General features: G+C 60.5%; 13 protein-coding genes and 1 pseudogene. 8 read left to right on the top strand and 6 right to left on the bottom strand.

Annotated features, from left to right (window positions below; genetic code table 11):
• Positions 1-31: 31 nt before the first annotated feature.
• The 3 genes from V1288_RS21355 (at position 32) to V1288_RS21345 (ending at position 3,304) form a co-directional block, all read left to right on the top strand.
• The gene (locus tag V1288_RS21355; RefSeq protein WP_334358921.1) at positions 32-1,858 is read left to right on the top strand and encodes an ABC transporter ATP-binding protein; all 1,827 of its coding nucleotides are present in this window, start codon (positions 32-34) and stop codon (positions 1,856-1,858) included.
• Positions 1,859-2,062: 204 nt separating this feature from the next.
• Positions 2,063-2,764, top strand: a complete 702-nt coding sequence (locus V1288_RS21350; protein WP_334358920.1) for a fumarylacetoacetate hydrolase family protein — start codon at positions 2,063-2,065, stop codon at positions 2,762-2,764.
• A gap of 225 nt (positions 2,765-2,989) precedes the next feature.
• Positions 2,990-3,304 (top strand): EthD family reductase, encoded by a 315-nt coding sequence (locus tag V1288_RS21345; RefSeq protein WP_334358919.1) that lies wholly within the window; start codon positions 2,990-2,992, stop codon positions 3,302-3,304.
• 143 nt (positions 3,305-3,447) lie between these two features.
• On the opposite strand, the gene V1288_RS21340 is transcribed toward V1288_RS21345, so the two are convergent.
• The 6 genes from V1288_RS21340 to V1288_RS21315 form a co-directional block, all read right to left on the bottom strand.
• Positions 3,448-4,377 carry an aspartyl/asparaginyl beta-hydroxylase domain-containing protein gene (locus V1288_RS21340; RefSeq protein WP_334358918.1) on the bottom strand — a complete coding sequence of 310 codons (930 nt, stop codon included), beginning with the start codon at positions 4,375-4,377 and terminating at the stop codon, positions 3,448-3,450.
• 755 nt (positions 4,378-5,132) lie between these two features.
• Positions 5,133-5,285: a hypothetical protein gene (locus tag V1288_RS21335; protein WP_300942159.1), complete on the bottom strand. Its 153-nt coding sequence runs from the start codon at positions 5,283-5,285 to the stop codon at positions 5,133-5,135.
• A 211-nt stretch (positions 5,286-5,496) separates the two neighbouring features.
• The gene (locus V1288_RS21330) at positions 5,497-6,957 is read right to left on the bottom strand and encodes a flavin-containing monooxygenase (protein WP_334358917.1); all 1,461 of its coding nucleotides are present in this window, start codon (positions 6,955-6,957) and stop codon (positions 5,497-5,499) included.
• A gap of 144 nt (positions 6,958-7,101) precedes the next feature.
• On the bottom strand, positions 7,102-8,535 hold the full coding sequence (gene ahcY / locus V1288_RS21325) for an adenosylhomocysteinase (protein ID WP_334358916.1): 1,434 nt from the start codon (positions 8,533-8,535) through the stop codon (positions 7,102-7,104).
• A gap of 276 nt (positions 8,536-8,811) precedes the next feature.
• Positions 8,812-10,005 (bottom strand): methionine adenosyltransferase, encoded by a 1,194-nt coding sequence (gene metK, locus V1288_RS21320; protein ID WP_334358915.1) that lies wholly within the window; start codon positions 10,003-10,005, stop codon positions 8,812-8,814.
• Between the two features lie 60 nt (positions 10,006-10,065).
• On the bottom strand, positions 10,066-11,421 hold the full coding sequence (locus tag V1288_RS21315) for a hypothetical protein (RefSeq protein WP_334358914.1): 1,356 nt from the start codon (positions 11,419-11,421) through the stop codon (positions 10,066-10,068).
• A gap of 196 nt (positions 11,422-11,617) precedes the next feature.
• Between V1288_RS21315 and V1288_RS21310 the strand changes: the two are divergent.
• The 5 genes and pseudogenes from V1288_RS21310 to V1288_RS21290 form a co-directional block, all read left to right on the top strand.
• A pseudogene (locus V1288_RS21310) lies at positions 11,618-11,999 on the top strand (tetratricopeptide repeat protein); the annotation flags it as partial.
• A gap of 374 nt (positions 12,000-12,373) precedes the next feature.
• On the top strand, positions 12,374-13,216 hold the full coding sequence (locus V1288_RS21305) for an FkbM family methyltransferase (RefSeq protein WP_334358912.1): 843 nt from the start codon (positions 12,374-12,376) through the stop codon (positions 13,214-13,216).
• 167 nt (positions 13,217-13,383) lie between these two features.
• A complete protein-coding gene (locus V1288_RS21300) occupies positions 13,384-14,847 on the top strand; it encodes a glycosyltransferase (RefSeq protein WP_334358911.1) in 1,464 nt (487 codons plus the stop codon).
• A complete protein-coding gene (locus V1288_RS21295; protein ID WP_334358910.1) occupies positions 14,844-15,611 on the top strand; it encodes a class I SAM-dependent methyltransferase in 768 nt (255 codons plus the stop codon). The genes V1288_RS21300 and V1288_RS21295 overlap by 4 nt, the downstream gene beginning before the upstream one ends.
• Positions 15,612-15,613: 2 nt before the next feature.
• Positions 15,614-18,211, top strand: coding sequence for a hypothetical protein (locus V1288_RS21290; RefSeq protein ID WP_334358909.1), 2,598 nt, complete (start codon positions 15,614-15,616; stop codon positions 18,209-18,211).
• Positions 18,212-18,454 lie beyond the last annotated feature (243 nt).

Here is an 18,454-nt window from a genome sequence, read left to right as displayed (position 1 = left end):
CCGGTCTACCGGCCCCGTCAATGGAACGCGGATGACCGAACTTCCAAGCAAACCGACACGAAAAATCACCGACGATCCCTACGGCGCGGCGATCCTGATTCGCCGCCTCGTCATGGAACAGGGCTTTGTCTATTGGCGGCGCTATCTGACCGCGTTCGCGCTGATGGGCGTGTCCGCCGGCGCCACCGCGGGCTCGGCCTATATCCTGGGCCAGGTGATCAACCAGGCCTATATCGACAAGAACGTCGTCGGCATCGCTATCCTCTCCGGCGTCACGGTGGTGCTGCTGTTCATCAAGGGTCTGGCGGCCTACGGCCACACCGTGATCCTGTCGAAGATCAGCAATGCCATTCTCGCCAATAACCAGCGGCGGCTGTTTGCCAAGCTGATGAGCGAGAGCATCGGATTCTATTCCGAGCGGCATTCGTCCGAATTCCTGGCGCGGCTGACGTCGGGCGCAAAATCCATCACCGACGTGCTGACGCTGTTGATCAATGCGGTCGGACGCGACCTGCTGCTGCTGGTCAGCCTGATATTCGTGATGGTGACGCAGGATCCGGTCCTGTCGTTTATCGGCCTGGTGGTGGTGCCGCCGGCGATGCTGATCCTGCGCAAGCTGGTGAAGCGCATCAAGGGCCTTGCCCACAACCAGTTCACCGGCACCGCCGATATCCTCGAGGTGATGCAGGAATCGCTGCAAGGCATCCGCACCGTGAAGGCGTTCACGCTGGAACAAACCATGCAGCGGCGCATCGACGAGAATATCGCGATCGTCGAGAAGAACGCCAACAAGATGGCGCGGGTCTCCAATCGCTCCAACCCGCTGATGGAAATGCTCGGCGGCTTTGCCGTCGCGGGCTGCCTGCTCTATGGCGGCTACAGCGTGGTCGCGCTCGGCGCCACGCCCGGACAGTTTTTCTCCTTCATGACCGCGTTCCTGCTGGCGACCGAACCGGCCAAGCGCCTGGCGCGGCTCAACATCGACCTCAACAGCCAGTTGGTCGGCGCGCGCATGCTGCTCGAGATCGTCGACAGCCCGGCGAGCGAGCCCGCCGACAACGACAAGCCGGCGCTGAAACTCTCCAACGCGCGGGTCGAGTTCCGCGACGTCAATTTCCGCTACCGGCCGGACGAGCCGGTGCTGAAGAACATGAGCTTCGTCGCCGAGCCCGGCAAGACCACCGCGCTGGTCGGCCCGTCCGGCGGCGGCAAGTCCACTGTGCTCGCACTGCTGCTGCGGCTCTACGAAGTGAACGACGGCGAGATCCTGATCGACGGCCAGAAGATATCAGGCGTGTCGCGGCATTCGCTGCGCGCCCAGAGCGGCTATGTCGGGCAGGACGTCTATCTGTTCCGCGACACGATCGGCGCCAACATCGCCTTCGGCAAGGAAGGCGCCACCCAGGACGAGATCGTGGCGGCGGCCAAGGCGGCCTGCGCGCATGACTTCATCATGGGCTTCCCGCTCGGCTACGACACGCCCGTCGGCGAGCACGGCACGCAGCTATCCGGCGGCCAGCGCCAGCGCATCGCCGTCGCGCGGGCGCTGCTCAAGAACGCGCCGATCATCCTGCTCGACGAGGCCACCGCGGCGCTGGACTCCGAGTCCGAAAAAGCCGTGCAGGAAGCGATCGAGCATCTCTGCCGGAACCGCACCACCATCGTCATCGCCCACCGCCTGCACACCATCATGCACGCCGATGCGATCCTGGTGGTCGAGGCCGGCGAAATCGTCGAGCGCGGGCAGCATGATGATTTGCTGCGGCGCGGCGGCCGCTACGCCTCGTTCTTCCGCCTGCAACAGCGCGACAGCAGTGTCCCGGAGCCGACGCTCGCCTACTCCATCGTAGCATCTTGAGCGAGCGTCGGATCCGATAAAGGACACCGCAAAAATTTCTGATTTCAGTGAGGGTGGCTCAGAAGTTCTCTTGACGGACCCGCGGCGACGGGGAAGAGAACTTCTGAGCCACCCTCACTGCCCATCCCCAGTCTGGCGCCGGTCAGCGCAACCGCGTAGAGCTATTCCCGAAATTTCCACCTGTAACCTCCCGAGACCCTTTTCATGAACGCAGCCTCCTACGTCATATCAGCAGCCCCGCAGCCCGCCCTTCCCGTCGTCGGCGAAACGGGCACCTATCCGGTCCGCCGCATCTGGTGCGTCGGGCGCAATTATCTCGAGCACATCCGCGAGATGGGCAATGACGAGCGCGCCCCGCCGTTCTTCTTCGGCAAGCATGCCGACATGCTGGTGCCCGACGGCGCCACCATTCCCTACCCGCCGCTGACCAAGGATCTGCATCACGAGGTCGAGCTGATCGTCGCGATGAAGAGCGGCGGCCTCAACATTCCCGCCGACAAGGCGCTCGACCATGTCTATGGCTACGCCGTCGGCATCGACCTCACCCGCCGCGACCTGCAGCTCGCCTCGCGCAAGAAGGAGCGGCCGTGGGAAGTCGGCAAGTCGTTCGACTATTCCGCACCCTGTTCCGCGATTCAGCCCGCCGCGAAGATCGGCCATCCCACCAAGGGCAAGATCTGGCTGACGGTGAACGGCAAGGAAACGCAAAAAGGTGATCTCACCGAGCTGATCTGGAACGTGCCGGAAATCATCTGGCAGCTCTCGCAGCAGGTAAAACTCGCCGCCGGCGACATCATCATGACGGGAACGCCCGCCGGCGTCTCCCAGCTCAACCCCGGCGACCAGATCGAGTGCGGCGTCGACGGCGTCGGCACGCTGAAGGTTGCGATCGGCAAGCCGGAATAATCTGCGACTGAGAGCCTCCGCGAAGTGCAAAGCCCCGGATCTGATCCGGGGCTTTTTCGTTGGGCGATTAGCGAAGCGTAATCCACCCTATGATGATCGCCCACGTCCTTCGGCGGCAGGATGACGCGAAGGCCGCCACCTTCCGGTTGCAAGATCCGCAAAACTGACACAGATTTCAACTATTGCCGGAAACCAACGGCGAACGTCGAAACGGAGGGCACGTCCATGATCAAGGTAAGCGTAATGTATCCCAATACACCCGGCGGGCGCTTCGATCACGACTACTACCGCGACAAGCATATGCCGCTCGTGAAGGCGCGCATGGGCGATGCCTGCAAGTCCTACACAGTCGACAAGGGCCTCGCCGGCGGCGCGCCCGGCGCTCCCGCGACCTATGTCGGCATGTGTCACATCTTCTGCGACTCGCTCGAGGCGTTCCAGACCGGCTTTGGGCCTCATGCCAAGGAGATCATGGCCGACATCCCGAACTATACCGATCAGTCTCCGGTCATCCAGATCAGCGAAGTCGTCGTCGGCTGAAGATGCGCAGCCTCCCGACTTGATAAGTCGGGCGGGTTAGCGAAGCGTAACCCGCCTACCTCTTAGACGTACGCCCGTTGCACCGTCAGCACCCGTAGCTGGTCAAGATGGCGCATTACGCTATCGCTAGTCCGCCCTACGCATCATCGCAACGCCGACACCACGATCAGCGCGACGATCCCGACCATCAGGCTGTACTTCAGCGCGTAGTAGACCTTGCGGTTCCACTCCTTGACCTTGCGGCTGGCGAGGTGAAGTTCGTAGAGCTTGCCGAACACTTTGTTGAGCACGCCGACATGCTCGCCTTCCATGTTCTGGGTGGCGGAGGCCTTGACGATGTGGTGGCTGACCCAGCGGTTGATCGCGGTCATGAAGCCATACTTCATGGGACGTTCGACGTCGCAGAACAGGATGATGCGGTTGACGTCGGTCGCATTCTCCGCGCTGTGGATAAAAGTCTCGTCGAACATGAAGGCTTCGCCGTCGCGCCAGACGCATGGCACGCCGTCGACCAGGATCCGGCATTTGTCCGAATTGGGCGTGACGAGACCGAGGTGATAGCGCAGCGAGCCGGCAAAGGGATCGCGATGCGCGCCGAGCTTGCCGCCGGGCGGCAGCATGGCGAACATCGCGCCGTGCACCGTCGGGATCGAGTTCAACAGTTCGACCGTCTTCGGGCACAGGGTGCGCGCGGAAGGAAGAAAGTCGTCATACCATTTCAGATAAAACCGTTTCCAGCCGCTCTTGAAGAACGAGTAAAAGCCCCAGTCGTTGTTCTTCGCGGCGGCGCGGATAAAGCCCTCGTCGAACAGTCGCACCGCCTCCTCGCGGATCGCCTCCCAGTTCTCGCTGAGCTTTGCCAGTTCGGGGAAGCGCTCGACCGGGATCACCGGCTGGTTCGGAATCGCCGAGCCCGCATACATCAGCACGTTGTAGGGCGCGAGATAGGTCGAATGATCGCCAAGCTGGCGCGCGATCCGGAGCCGCTCGCGGCCGCGGAAGTGCACATAGAGCGTCGATGCAAAGAGGATATAGAGAAAGACGAGCTGTGGCGCGAAAAGCTGCTGTAGCATTTTCCGGTTCCTGTACCCGTGATGCGCGGATTTGATCCGCGGCCCAGGAAATTCGGGGGTCGTGCTGGTTTCCGTTTGGTTACATTTCGACCACATTTCATCATGCTCGCGCTCCGGTAGCAAGAGTCCGTAAGCGGGTTCACGGCTGAGTGAGGACGAGCGCGGTCTCGATGGCCTGCGCGCTCAGACGAAATTTATCCGATGCATCAACGCGATTTGGGTCGTCCAGCCCTTCGCGCAAAAATATTCCGCTTAACATGTCACCCAAATCAGCAGCATAACTCCGCCCGTCTCACGGCAGATGAGGGGCGTTGGCCATCGTCACGAACGTGCGGTGAGATGCGATGGACGCGCGAGCTGCGACTGACGTGTGCAGCTTGAGCGTACGGCGAAGTCGTGTGGTTCGGGCGCCGCGGTGCTGGCGCTAAGTTGCGCGGAAGTTCTGCGTAACGATGGTGGCAAAAGAGCCGTTCACCAGGGAGAGCACGAAGTAAGCCGTAAAGCCATTGCGCAGGGAAGGCCGGAATGCTCCCGCTGCCCTGTATGCTCGTGTGCAGTTTTGTTTGCGCAAATCGCACGCGAGACCGCGGGTGCAGCAAGCACCCGGTCTTCCCTGCGCCCTCTATTTCGAAGAGGGCAAACGAAGATCAAACCTCGGGCGCAATGCGTCGCGAGAACGCAAAACCATATCCACTTCATTGCGGGCGAACCGCTTGACGGCCGAACCCGAAATCCATCCTCACGGAGGAGAGACCTCAGCCCCGCAGCGCCTGCAGGCCCTTGAACGTGAGCCGCTTCGGATCGCGGACGCCGGCGAGATAGAACTTGCGGATGAAGGCGGCGGCCGCCTCGCGGTCGCAATCGGTCAGCGCCACGATGGCATCGATGGCAATTCGCTGGGCGTCCATGGGCTTCCTCGTGCTGTCGGGGGCCACAAGCCACGCAGCATAGATGGATGCCGGTTAATCCGGCGTTAACCGTGAGGGTACCTTGAACGATTCGCGTTCGGCCACGTATACGCGAAATAACGCATGGGGCGCCGGAACGCACCTCGCGCGGTTTGTCTGCGCGTATTCTGACCGCAAAACCGTGTCCACTTTTGCGGAATACGCGGACCGCTCACGAATACTGCATCACCCCGTCGTCGACCTTGCCGTAGCGCAGCGTGACGATGTCGAGCGCGTAGTTCTGATACAGCCGCCACGGCCGCTTCGAGCCTTGTTTGGGCAGTTTAGCGATCGAGCGCTGCACATAACCGGACGAGAAATCCAGCGACGGCAGTTCCGTGACGTCAGGATCGACATTATGCGGCATGCATTGCCTGTAGCCGTTGCGGTCCATGTAATTGATGAGCCGGCAGACATATTCGCAGGTCAGATCGCATTTCAGCGTCCACGACGCATTGGTATAGCCGAATGCCGAGGCCATGTTCGGAATGTCCGAATACATCATGCCCTTGTAGTTCAGCGTTCGCGCAAAATCGACCGTGCGGCCGTCGACGCTGACCTCGAGGCCGCCGAGCACCTGCAGGTTCAGTCCCGTGGCGGTAACGATGATGTCGGCCTCAAGCTCGCTGCCATCCTTCAGCTTGATGCCGCCCTTGGTGAAAGTGTCGATCTCACTGGTGACAACGGAAGCGCGCTTGTCGCGGATCGACTTGAACAGGTCGCCATCAGGTACCAGGCACAGCCGCTGCTCCCACGGATTGTAGCGCGGCGTAAAGTGCTTAGCCACGTCGTATTCCGGCCCCAGAGCCATCTTGACGCCGCCGAGGATGAGTTGCTTGGCGCGGTCAGGCTTGCGGCGGCAGAGCTGGAAGAAATACATGCCGAACAGCACGTTGCGCCAGCGGATCAGATGATAGGCGAGCTTGGCCGAGAGTTTCTGCCGCAGCTTGTTGGCGAGCGCATCTTCCGCCGGCCGTGCCACCACGTAAGTCGGCGAACGCTGCAGCATGGTGACGTGCGACGCGGTCTTCGCCATCTCCGGCACCAGCGTTACGGCGGTCGCGCCCGAGCCGATCACCACCACGCGCTTGCCCGCATAGTCGATATCCTCGGGCCATTTCTGCGGATGCACGATCTGGCCGGCGAAGTCAGCCGTGCCGGAAAATTCGGGCGTGTAGCCTTCCTCGTATTTGTAATAGCCCGAGCACATGAACAGGAAATTGCAGGTGAAACTCACGACCTCGATTGCGCCCTCGCCTGCCATGCGTTCGGCCTCCACCGTCCAGCGCGAAGCCGGCGACGACCACGACGCGCGCTTGACGCGATGGTTGAAGCGGATCTTCCTGTCGATGCCGTTGTCGGAAGCGGTCTCGCGGACGTAGTTCAGGATCCGCGGCCCGTCAGCGATCGCCTTCGGCTCGGTCCACGGCCGGAACGAATAGCCGAGTGTATACATGTCGGAGTCGGAACGGATGCCGGGATAGCGAAACAGGTCCCAGGTGCCGCCGATGCAATCGCGCCCCTCGAGGATCACGTAGCTCTTGCCCGGGCACTTCTGCTGCAGGTGATACCCCGCGCCGATGCCGGACAGGCCCGCGCCGACGATAAGCACATCGAAATGCTCTGCAGACATCGTGGTCTCCGAGGGCGAGCCGGACCAGGACGGACACCGGCGCATCACCCGTACAACTTGTCATACGCGGGCTTGACCCGCGTATCCATCATCTTCGCAAGATGGATTGCCGGGTCAAGCCCGGCAATGACGAAGTCGGGACCATCAATACCGGTAATGATCCGACTTGAACGGGCCTTCCGGCTTGACGCCGATATAGTCGGCCTGGTCCTTGCGCAGCTCGGTCAGCTTGACGCCGATCTTGGCGAGATGCAGGCGCGCAACCTTCTCGTCCAACGTCTTCGGCAGCACGTAGACCTTCTTCTCGTACTTGCCGTCCTTGTTGTTGGCCCAGAGCTCGATCTGCGCCAGCGTCTGGTTGGTGAACGACGCCGACATCACGAAGGACGGATGGCCCATGGCGTTGCCGAGGTTCACGAGGCGGCCTTCCGACAACAGGATGATGCGGTGCTTGTCGGGGAATTCGATCTCGTCGACCTGCGGCTTGATGTTGGTCCACTTCAGGTTACGGAGACCGGCGATCTGGATCTCGTTGTCGAAGTGGCCGATGTTGCAGACGATGGCGCGATCCTTCATCGCGCGCATGTGGTCGATGGTGATGATGTCCTTGTTGCCGGTCGCGGTGACGAAGATGTCGGCGCGGGGTGCGGCGTCTTCCATCGTCGTGACTTCATAGCCTTCCATCGCCGCCTGCAGCGCGCAGATCGGATCGACTTCGGAAACCATGACGCGGCAGCCGGCCTGGCGCAGCGAAGCGGCCGAACCCTTGCCGACGTCGCCGAAGCCAGCGACCATCGCGGTCTTGCCGGACATCATCACGTCGGTGCCGCGGCGGATGCCGTCGACCAGCGATTCACGGCAGCCATAGAGGTTGTCGAACTTCGACTTGGTGACGCTGTCGTTGACGTTGATGGCAGGAAACAGCAGCGTGCCCTTGTTCGCCATATCGTAGAGGCGGTGCACGCCCGTCGTGGTCTCCTCCGAGACGCCTTTGATGTTCCTGGCGATCTCGGCGAAGTACCCCTTCGGCTTCTCCTTCAGGAGGCGCTTGACGAGCGCATAGAAGATTTCCTCTTCCTCCGACGTCGGCTTGTCGAGGAAGGCGGTGTCGCCCTGCTCGGCGCGGTAGCCGGCATGCACCAGCATGGTGGCATCGCCGCCGTCATCGAGGATCATGTTGGGCGTGCCGCCGCCATGCCAGTCGAACAGCTTTGCGGTGTAGTCCCAGTATTCGGCGAGCGTTTCGCCCTTCACGGCGAACACCGGAATGCCGGCGGCCGCGATCGCGGCTGCCGCATGGTCCTGCGTCGAATAGATGTTGCAGGACACCCAGCGGATATCGGCGCCAAGTGCTGCCAGCGTCTCGATCAGGACCGCGGTCTGGATTGTCATGTGCAGGGAGCCGGCAATGCGGGCGCCCTTCAACGGCTGCTTCGGGCCGTATTCCTCGCGCGTTGCGATCAGGCCCGGCATTTCGGTCTCGGCCAGCGAGATTTCCTTGCGGCCGAACTCGGCGAGCGAGATGTCCTTGACGATGTAATCGGTGAAGGCGGGCTTCTTGGCAGCGGCGGTGGTCATGTCGTTTTTCCTAACACGATGAATTCGGGCGACGTATCCGTACAGGCCGAAGCTGCACGCATTGTGACGTTGATCTCCCTCGTCCCGCTCTTGCGGGGAGAGGCAACGGCGGCCTTTTGGCCGCCGCTCTTTGCTTCAGAACGCCGATGCGAAGCATCGGCTATGGGTGAGGGGCTGCTGCCGCGAAATCCAAACAGCGACGTGTGCGGAAACTCCCCTCACCCGCCGCGAAGGCGCGGCGACCTCCCCCCGCAAGCGGGGAGAGGCAAGAAAGGATCAGACCGCGCGCTTGAGCGGCTCGACCAGATCGGTCTTCTCCCAGGAGAAGCCGCCTTCATTGTCCGGCGTGCGGCCGAAATGACCGTAGGCCGCCGTGCGCGCGTAAATCGGCCGATTGAGATCGAGATGGCTGCGGATGCCGCGCGGCGTCAAATCCATCGCCCGCGCAGCGGCCTTCTCGAGTTCGTCCTCCGACACCTTTCCGGTGCCGTGGGTATCGATATAGATCGACAGCGGACGAGCCACGCCGATCGCGTAAGCAAGCTGCAGCGTGCAGCGGTCGGCGAGACCGGCCGCAACGATGTTCTTGGCGACATAGCGCGCGGCATAGGCCGCGGAACGGTCGACCTTGGTCGGATCCTTGCCGGAGAATGCGCCACCGCCATGCGGGGCCGCGCCACCATAGGTATCGACAATGATCTTGCGGCCGGTGAGGCCGGAGTCGCCATCGGGACCGCCAATGTAGAACTTGCCGGTCGGATTGATGTGCCAGATGGTCTTGCCGTTGATCCACTCCTTCGGCAGCGCCTCGCGCACATAGGGCTCGACGATGTCGCGGATCTGATTGGAGGTCAGATCCTCCACCAGATGCTGGTGCGAGACCACGATCTCGCGGACGCCGACCGGCTTACCGTTCTCGTACTGCACAGTGACCTGGCTCTTGGAGTCCGGACCCAGCACCTTCTCGCGGCCGGAGTGGCGGGCTTCGGAAATCAGCCGCAAAATCTTGTGGGCGTAGAAGATTGGCGCCGGCATCAAGTCGGGCGTCTCGTTGGTGGCGTAACCGAACATGATGCCCTGGTCGCCCGCGCCCTCTTCCTGATTGCTGGGCTGCTTGGCGTCGACGCCCTGCGCGATGTCAGCGGACTGCGGGTGCAGCAGAATTTCGATGTCGGCGGTCTTCCAGTGAAAACCCTCCTGCTCGTAGCCGATATCCTTGATCGCCTCGCGCACGGTGTTCTCGATCTGCTCATTGGTGACCGATTCGGGGCCGCGGGTTTCGCCGGCGATCACCACCTTGTTGGTGGTGGCAAGCGTTTCACAGGCCGCACGGATCTGCCAGGGATCGATGCCCGCCTTCGGCCCTTCCCGGTAGAACAGGTCGACGATCTCGTCGGAAATTCGGTCGCAGACCTTATCGGGATGACCCTCCGAGACCGACTCGCTGGTGAACAGGTAAGACGCGCGCATCAAGCAGACCCCTCTTTTCGTCGAACTCCGACGTTTGTTTCTGAATGTGTTCCTGGAATGTCAGTCGCGACGGCGCGAAATGACGTAGGATTCGTCGTAAAACCAAAGCCCATTATGCTTGCGCAGAACCTCCCTGGTGGCATCGAGGGTTCGGCTGTTTTCTGTCATTTCCGTCAACCGGTCGTCTTCGATCTGGGCGACATACACCGCCGCATTCCACGCTGCAAAGGCCGTCGAGGTTCCGATCTGGCCGGTGACCTCGTTGGGCAGCGCTTCCATATCATAACGGAAGATGGAACGGTTATCGGCGTAGGCATTAAAGTTAAGGTCGCGCCCGGCCGATCCCAGCTCGTATTTCACGGCGCGCAATAGCTCATGACGGCTCACGGCGAAAGGATTTTCTCCCGGCCACACCGACTGGATGATTTCCAGGCCCGGATCCTGCCCGTGGGAGTGAATTCCAATCAAACGGCCCCCTGCCCGCAAACTCCGGGCCAATGGCGCAATAATCCGCTTGGCGCGGAAATTCACAGAGGATTTGGCCCGATAGGGCTGGGAAGCGATCACAAGGTCGAAATTGGCCTCGGTCCGGCCCGCCCGGGGGATGATCGAATCAAGCAGGAACCGGTGGTCCTCCCGGTACACGACCAGTGCCACGGGCCGTTCATAGGTCGGCATGCCCGATTTGGGGCTGATATTGGCTCGCCAGTTTTGTTCCAGAAACGGACCCAATTCGGCGATCTGGGCCTCGAATTCGCCGGACGAGGCCCCTCGCAAGGCGACCTCATGCCAGATCATGCCCGCGGCCGCGGAGGGCGAAGCCGGGGTCAGCCAGGGTGCCTCGGCGTAGTACATGTTGGTGAGGACGAAGACGGTCGCCGGGTGCTCGAACAGTCGGTCGGGCACCTTGTCGAGCGTCAGGCGGACGTCCTCCAGGCTCAATTCCTTGCCGGCGATATAGAACGGCATGTGGGGAAAGCGGCCGTGCATCGAGCGCATCACCCGCGCCAGCACCGTGCCGTCACCGACGCCGGCGTCGAATACCCGAAGCGCCGGCGGGCGCGGGTGCAGGCTGGAAAGCTCCAATGCCACCCGCTCGGCAATTACCCGCTTTTCGCTGCAGGTATGGACGAACAGCAGGTATTTCTGGCGGTTCTCGAAAAAGCGGAAATTGCCTCTGGGGTCGCGCTTTTCGGGCGGCACTTCGAGGCCGCGTGGCGGCGGCACCCCGCCCGGTGTGGACGCCGCGATATAGGCCTGGATGCGATCCAGCGTGTCGATGGTGATGCGCTTGCCCTCGCGCAGCCGGTGCACCAGCTTGCCGTCATTGACGGCCCGGCGGCCAAACGTGCTCTCCGCCATGTCGGCCTGGCGGCAGAACTCCGTTATCTGGCTGAGGATCTGGTCGTTCTTCATCAGGCCAGAAATTCCGAAAGGGGGTTTGGGAAGTACCGGTGGGCAGATTCGGATGACCGGTATATCCTACCACCATCTGCCCAACGGGGAAATGCCGAGCCCAAGCCCGACAACGCCGGACATCTACCCGTGAACCCGTCCAGCCGGGGGCAACAAAGCGGTATCCACCACTGCGGCCGGCAATCAACGGGACCTGATGCGCGATCCTGACCTTACCCTGCTCGCCGCCGCGCTGTGGTCGGCGCCTTCGCCCACCCAATCGCGCAACCAACTCGGTCCGCTCTGCACAGCCGATACGACGCCGACCGACCAGCAGATCAATGCCCGCAACAAGAGCATCGCGCTGAAAGTGTTCTCCGGCGAGAAGCTGGCGTCGATTTACTTCTGGCGGGCGGTCAGCTCGAACAAGAAGGGCAACTACACGCAGGTGATCGCGGACGCCAGCGAAGCGATCCGGCCGCAGCCCAGTGTCGCCGCCTACAATCTCCGCGGCTCAGCCGGTTACGACAAGGGCGAGTACGACATCGCGACCGCCGATTTTCAACGACGCGCTGCGCATCGGGCCGCGATCCGCGACTTCCTGTGCGAAGCGGCGCGGTCGCAGTTCGCGGTGGGCCACGGCATTCCGGTCGATGGCCGCAATTACCTGGTGCCGATCGATACCAGGTTTCAGGCCGATAATGGCATGACAGACACGATGATGGACATGGATACGATCAGGTCCGCACCGACCTCCTGATCCTCGACGCCTGCCGCAACAACCCGATAGCGCCGAATGTTGCGTCCGCCGGACCGGCCCGCGGCATCGAAGCTGGATCGGCTTGGCCACCAACGGCAAGCAGGTGCCGTGGTCGAATTCGTCGCTGCTGGGGAGGGACCGCTCTTCAATTTACACGGAATCGCTCATCGGCTAGGCATAGCTCTTCGCCGACCCACCTGCTGGAACACATTGATGAAGACCGCCCACAAAATCGGTGCTGCCCGCATGATCTATCATGCAGTTCATGCCGGGCGCACGCTGCTGGGGCGAACCGATCGGCAGATCGTGGTCAGGGGCGGCATTACCTATGATCTGGACCTCTCACAGGGAATAGATTTTGCCATTTATCTCGGCGGAATTTTCGAGCGCAGCACCGCAATCGCTTTGAGCAAATTGACCGAGCCGTCCTCTCTTGTGCTCGATATCGGAGCCAATATCGGGGCGCATACATTGCGCTTGGCCAATCTCGTTGGTCCCAAGGGACGGGTAATGGCGTTTGAGCCGACCGAATTTGCATTCCGCAAGCTTCGACGCAACCTCGACCTCAATCCGTCGCTTGCCTCCCGCGTGGAAGCGTTCCATTGCTTCCTGACCGCCGCCGACGGGACTTCCGTTCCAGACGCAATTTATTCAAGTTGGCCGCTCGCAGCAGAAGCTGGACTGCACGCCAAGCACCTAGGCCGCGAAATGCAGACGAATTCGGCAAAGGCGCGGAGCCTCGATAGCATTCTGGCGGAGCGTACCGATCGCAAGGTTCAGCTGGTTAAACTTGACGTGGACGGCTTTGAATGTGACGTGCTGCAAGGCGCGGCTTCGTTGCTTCACGATACGCGCCCAATCTTCGTGATGGAACTGGCACCCTATGTGCTAGAGGAGCGGGGTGCATCGCTGGACCAGCTTCTTTCTTACTTCATTCCTAATGGCTACTCGTTTTACAATGAACGGACTCTTCAGCGGCTGCCATCCGCTGCCAAGGAGTTGCAGGGACTGGTTGCCAGCGGTGAAAGCGTAAATGTCATCGCGCGCGTAGGCTGATCGCCGCAAATGTTGGTCACGAAGACCCGCCACACCTGTGGTTGCGGTTCGAAGCCGGTTCAGTCTACAAGATTGGTCTAAGTCACGGTAAAATCCGAAGCGTAAGCCACGCCCCGCATTTTGACTGATCGATCAATATGGACGCAAGTCCCCCATCTGAGGCGGCAATGAATCTAGCGCAATCTGCCGTTCCGCTACAGCTGAACAGCCCGCGAAAACTGGAATTACTCGAACACGTCGACACTAATCTCGACGACCTGGAGCGCTGGCGCAAGTTCAATGCCGCCTATCACGAGGACGATCGCAAGTTCATGCGATTTCTCATCCCGCCCGGCAAGCGGGTTCTGGAACTGGGCTGCGGCACCGCGCGTCTGCTCGCGGCGCTGGAGCCCTCCTACGGAGTCGGCATTGATTTCAGCGCCAGGACCATCGCCAAGACGCGCGAGGCGTTCCCCCATCTGCACTTCGTCATGGGCGACGTTGAAGATCCGGCGACGCTGGCCGGGATCGAGGGCCCCTTCGATTACATCGTGATCGCCGACACCATCGGCATGTTCGAGGACATCGACGGCACCTTGCGACAAGTGCACCATTTGTGCACGCCCTCCACGCGGATCATCATCGCCTATTACTCCCATCTGTGGGAGCCGATCCTGAAATTTGCCGAACTGCTGCGTTTGCGCAGCAAGCAACCGAGAATCAATTTCATCGCCACCACTGACTTTCTGAATCTCATGGACCTTGCGGATTTCGAGGTGATCAATCAGGAGCAAAGACAATTGCTGCCGCGGCGATGGTTCGGACTTGGTCCGTTCATCAACCGGTTCGTAGCGCCGCTGCCGGGCATCAGAAAACTGTGCTTGCGAACCTATATCGTCGGACGTCCGGTGCTGCCGTTTCCGGATCGGAAACTATCGGTGAGCATCATCATCCCCTGCCGCAACGAGAAGGGAAATATCGAAAACGCTGTACTGCGAATGCCGAGATTTGCAGCGAGCCAGGAAATTCTGTTCGTCGAGGGGAATTCCAGCGACGGCACTTTTGAGGAGTGCGAGCGGGTACGCGATGCCTACAGGGATAGCTGGGATATCAAGGTCATGAAGCAGGAGGGCAAGGGCAAAGGAGACGCGGTCCGCAAGGGCTTTGCCGCCGCGAGCGGCGACGTGCTGATGATTCTGGATGCCGACCTGACGATGCCCCCGGAAATGCTTCCGAAGTATCATGCGATCATCGAGAGCGGAAAGGCCGAATTCGTCAACGGAACCCGCCTGATCTACCCCATGGAAAACGAGGCGATGCGGCCGCTTAATTTCGCCGCCAACCGCTGCTTTGCCTACATGTTCAGTTATCTGGTGAATACGCGGCTGACGGACACACTCTGCGGCACCAAGGTTCTGTTGCGAAAGGATTACGAGGTGCTGGCGCGGGAGCGCGACTATTTCGGCAATTTCGACCCGTTCGGCGATTTCGATCTGATCTTCGGCGCAGCCAAGCAAAATCTCAAGATCATCGAGATACCGATCCACTACAAGGCGCGTACCTTCGGCGAAACCCAGATATCGCGATTTCGAGACGGCTGGCTGCTGTTGAAAATGGTGTGGTTCGCCTATCGCAAACTCAAAGCCGTTTGATCGGCAAGCCCATGACCACAACGAACGCGATCGGTTTGAGCCAACGCCAGATCACCCATCGAGAACTGTGGGAGCGCAAGAAAGCGCTCAGGCTCATCTACCAGGACTACCATCGGCAGCTTTTCGAAAACTGTCCCGAAGGCGCCGTCCTCGACATTGGCGGCGGCACCGCCCACATCAAGGAAACTCATCCCGACGTCGTCTCCGCCGATATCCAGTCCTTTCCGGGTATCGACGTGGTCGCCGACGCTCACCAACTTCCATTCCAGAACTGTTTTTTTGCCGGCGTGGTCATGCTCGACGTCATGCATCATCTCGAGCGCCCGATCGAATTCCTCGAGGAAGCGTCGCGCGTATTGCGGCCCGGCGGACGACTCGTGATGATCGAACCGGCCATGACAACGCTGGCGCAAAGATTCTACGATCGCTTTCACGAAGAGCCCGTAGACATGAACGTCGACCCATTCGCGCCGGTAACGATCAACCCCAATCGAGACCCGTTCGATTCCAATCAGGCAATTCCCTCGCTGCTGTTTGCCACCACGCCGGCGCGCCAGCGTGTCGAACAGACGATTCCATCGTTGCGCGTCCGAAGTGTGGACTGGCACAGCCTGATTGCCTATCCGATGAGCGGCGGATTTCAGAAATGGTCATTGATTCCAGCGGCACTGGTAAGCCCGACGCTGGCATTCGAGAACATGGTGCCCGCTATTTTCCGAAAGCATCTGGCATTTCGGATGATGGTTGTGCTGGAGCGAGTGTAGGTATGCAGGAGCTGTTGCGGACTTCCGGAATCGCCATCAAGTCGGCTTCTGTCCGCTGCTTCCGCGACTGGATGCTGGTCGGTGCCAAGCTAATATTCTGGCCGCTCGTCGTGTTGGCGCTGGTGTCGCTGGCGCTTCAGCTCGGTGCCTGGTCGAAGGAAGTCAAATTTGCCGGCCCATTCGCAACAGAGACGAATCCGGCGCGGGCTTCGCTGATATTGAACGTCCCGCAAGAAGGGCGGGCTCAGTGGTGGAGGCGGCCGCCGAACGGCGACAACGGCGAGAAGCCTTTTCAGTCGTTTCTTGAGTTACGCATCAATGGCCGCGAGATGGGGCCTCCGCACACGTTGCACGAAGAGATTCGGACGGGCAAGACGACTGGCTTCAGCCACTGGGGCGCTCAGGTGATATTCTCACTTCCTCCAGGCGTGACGAATGGTCCTGAAACAATAGCAACAATTCGGTACAATGTACGGCCGAGAACCTGGGTCAGCTATGCACTGGGGATTTTGAGTGCCCTGCTCGGCTATTCCATTTACTCTGGTCCGCTCAGATCGCTCGCGGCACGCTTTGGGGACATGCCGAAGGCGATCGTAATAAGAGCGCCGTACCTGATATTGTTTGGACTTTGCTGGGCTGGCTTGACCGCTTCGGCGGTGTATCTCGTGTCCACCCTCTATGCGTTGGCAGCGGGTTGGGCCCTGCCAACCACTGCATTGATTCGTTGGTCGCCGGTCGCCGAATGGGCGGGCAGGAATGAGCCCTATTTCGCCTACTTGCTTTTGATGCTGGCAGGCCTCGGGACGGCAATGACTTGGCTCGTCGGCTCGAGCGCACCTCACTATCGGCCGTTGCTGGATCAGACGGAGCAGTCGCTGCGACGGCTTCTCGCTTGGTGCGGATTTCCGATCACCGCTTGCGCCTTCGTTTTTTGTAGCAGCGCTATGTGGGCGGGAATTCTCAGACCGGGTGACCCGAATCCCTCGAGCATTGGCGGTTTGGTTCCATTTTCAGACGCGCGCGGATATCTCGCAGCTGCCTTCGATCAGGTGAAGGATGGCGTCTGGAACGACTTGGCACTGCGGCGGCCATTGGCTGCGGCTTTCAGGTCCGCCCTTCTAGTTTTTGGTAATTCCTCGCTGCAGTTCATGCTTATCCTGCAAGCCTGTCTGGTGGCCGGGGCCCTCTGCTTCGCGACCCATGCCATCATCGCGTGGCGGGGCGTCTGGGCCGGCATAACCTTCTTTGCGCTGACATACATTTACGCCCGCTACTTTGTGCCCACTACTCTCACTGAACCGTTTGGGTTGTTCTGGGCGCTGTTGTCGATCCCGTTTTTCATCAAGGCTTTCCGTGATCACTCGGTAAATGCCGCGCTGGTGGCGTTTGCGATGACGACCGTAGCCCTGACGACGCGAATGGGAAGCATGTTCACGATCCCTGCCTTGGTGGTATGGCTGGTTTGGCAATTCGGGAAAGGCGCCGCAGCGAAAATCAGGATTTGCGCCATAACGATCTGCACCTTGATCGGGGTTTTCGGGCTCAATTCGCTGCTGCAAAGAGCTTATGCGACAGGTCCTAGTCCCGGCACCGGGAACTTTGCTTACGTGCTCTGCGGATTGTCGATCGGGACAACATGGGACGGCTGCGCCAAAAAACTTGCCGCTGAAGGCACCCCGCTTGAAGGCTCCGAAGATGACCGTGCGCGGCAACTGTATTCCGCAGCTTGGAAGAATTTCCGCGCGCAGCCCGGAATCCTTTTCCGGAGACTCGCCGATAGCGCTCAGGCCTTCGCTACGCAATTTCCTGGGGTAATTTGGAGAGGCTATGGACAGATCAACACGCCTGACTGGCTACTTCGCGGCGTATTGACTGCGATGGCCCTCATCGGGCTTTTGTACGGCGCTGCGAGAAGAGCCGAAGCTGTCGAACTTACTTTCTGGAGTCTTGTCTGGGCAAGCATTGTGGTGTCGTCCTCCTTGATCTACTTTGATGATGGCGCACGTTCTCTCGCCGCGAGCCAGCCGATGATGGCGCTGTTCTTTGCGCTGGGAATGAGCAACGTGGCCTTGGTACCGGCGAAGTTGCAGTCGAGTTCCTCGCTGTCACGAAATGGCTTAATTGGACTAATTGCGGCGGCAGTGCTCTTTGTTTGCGTTCCATGGATGGCCCATCGCCTCTCTCCCATCGATACGTTGGTCGCGGTAACTCCGGCGGAAAAGAACGACGAGACTTTTGTATTCGGCGGTCGTCGAATGTCCGGCTTCCTCGTAGTCGACGACGACCAGCCTCTTCGCGACGACATTCCCTCGCTTCACGTGGCGGACTTCGATGCCATCATCACACAGAGTGGCGTGGAACAGTACCAAGATCTCATTCACCCGATCCTTCCGCCGCTGCCCTTCGGCTTCGTCTTTGCTCCGCGCCTGGAGAAGGGCAGCATCAGTCGTTATCTATACATCGTACCGGCTAACGTTGTGGAACGCCGCGACATCCTGGCTTGGCACTTCGATCTCAAGCGGTGGGGCGATAGCAGTCGCTATGGCGATTACTGGTTCTACGTTACAAAAGCGGAGCCGTGGCAACCGTCCGATCGGTGATCGTCTGCGCTACATGGGCTTCAGCGGCGCCGCTACCATCGCTAGGCTAGGCTCAACACCAATTGAAGCGGTTCCCTCCGCCTCCGCTCCAATGGCCAACAGCTGGCCACACGCGGGCTAATCAAGCCACTATCCGTTCAGTCCAGCGATAAAGGAATTCGCGGCGAAGCACCGGTGGGCAGGATGGGATGACCTGCCTGTCCCACCACCATCTGCCCAACAGGGGAAATGCCGCCGTCTGCG

This window comes from Bradyrhizobium sp. AZCC 2176, assembly GCF_036924645.1.
Classification (GTDB): Bacteria; Pseudomonadota; Alphaproteobacteria; order Rhizobiales; family Xanthobacteraceae; genus Bradyrhizobium.
Note: the sequence above shows the minus strand (reverse complement) of the source record. Positions and strands in the feature narration are given on the sequence as shown.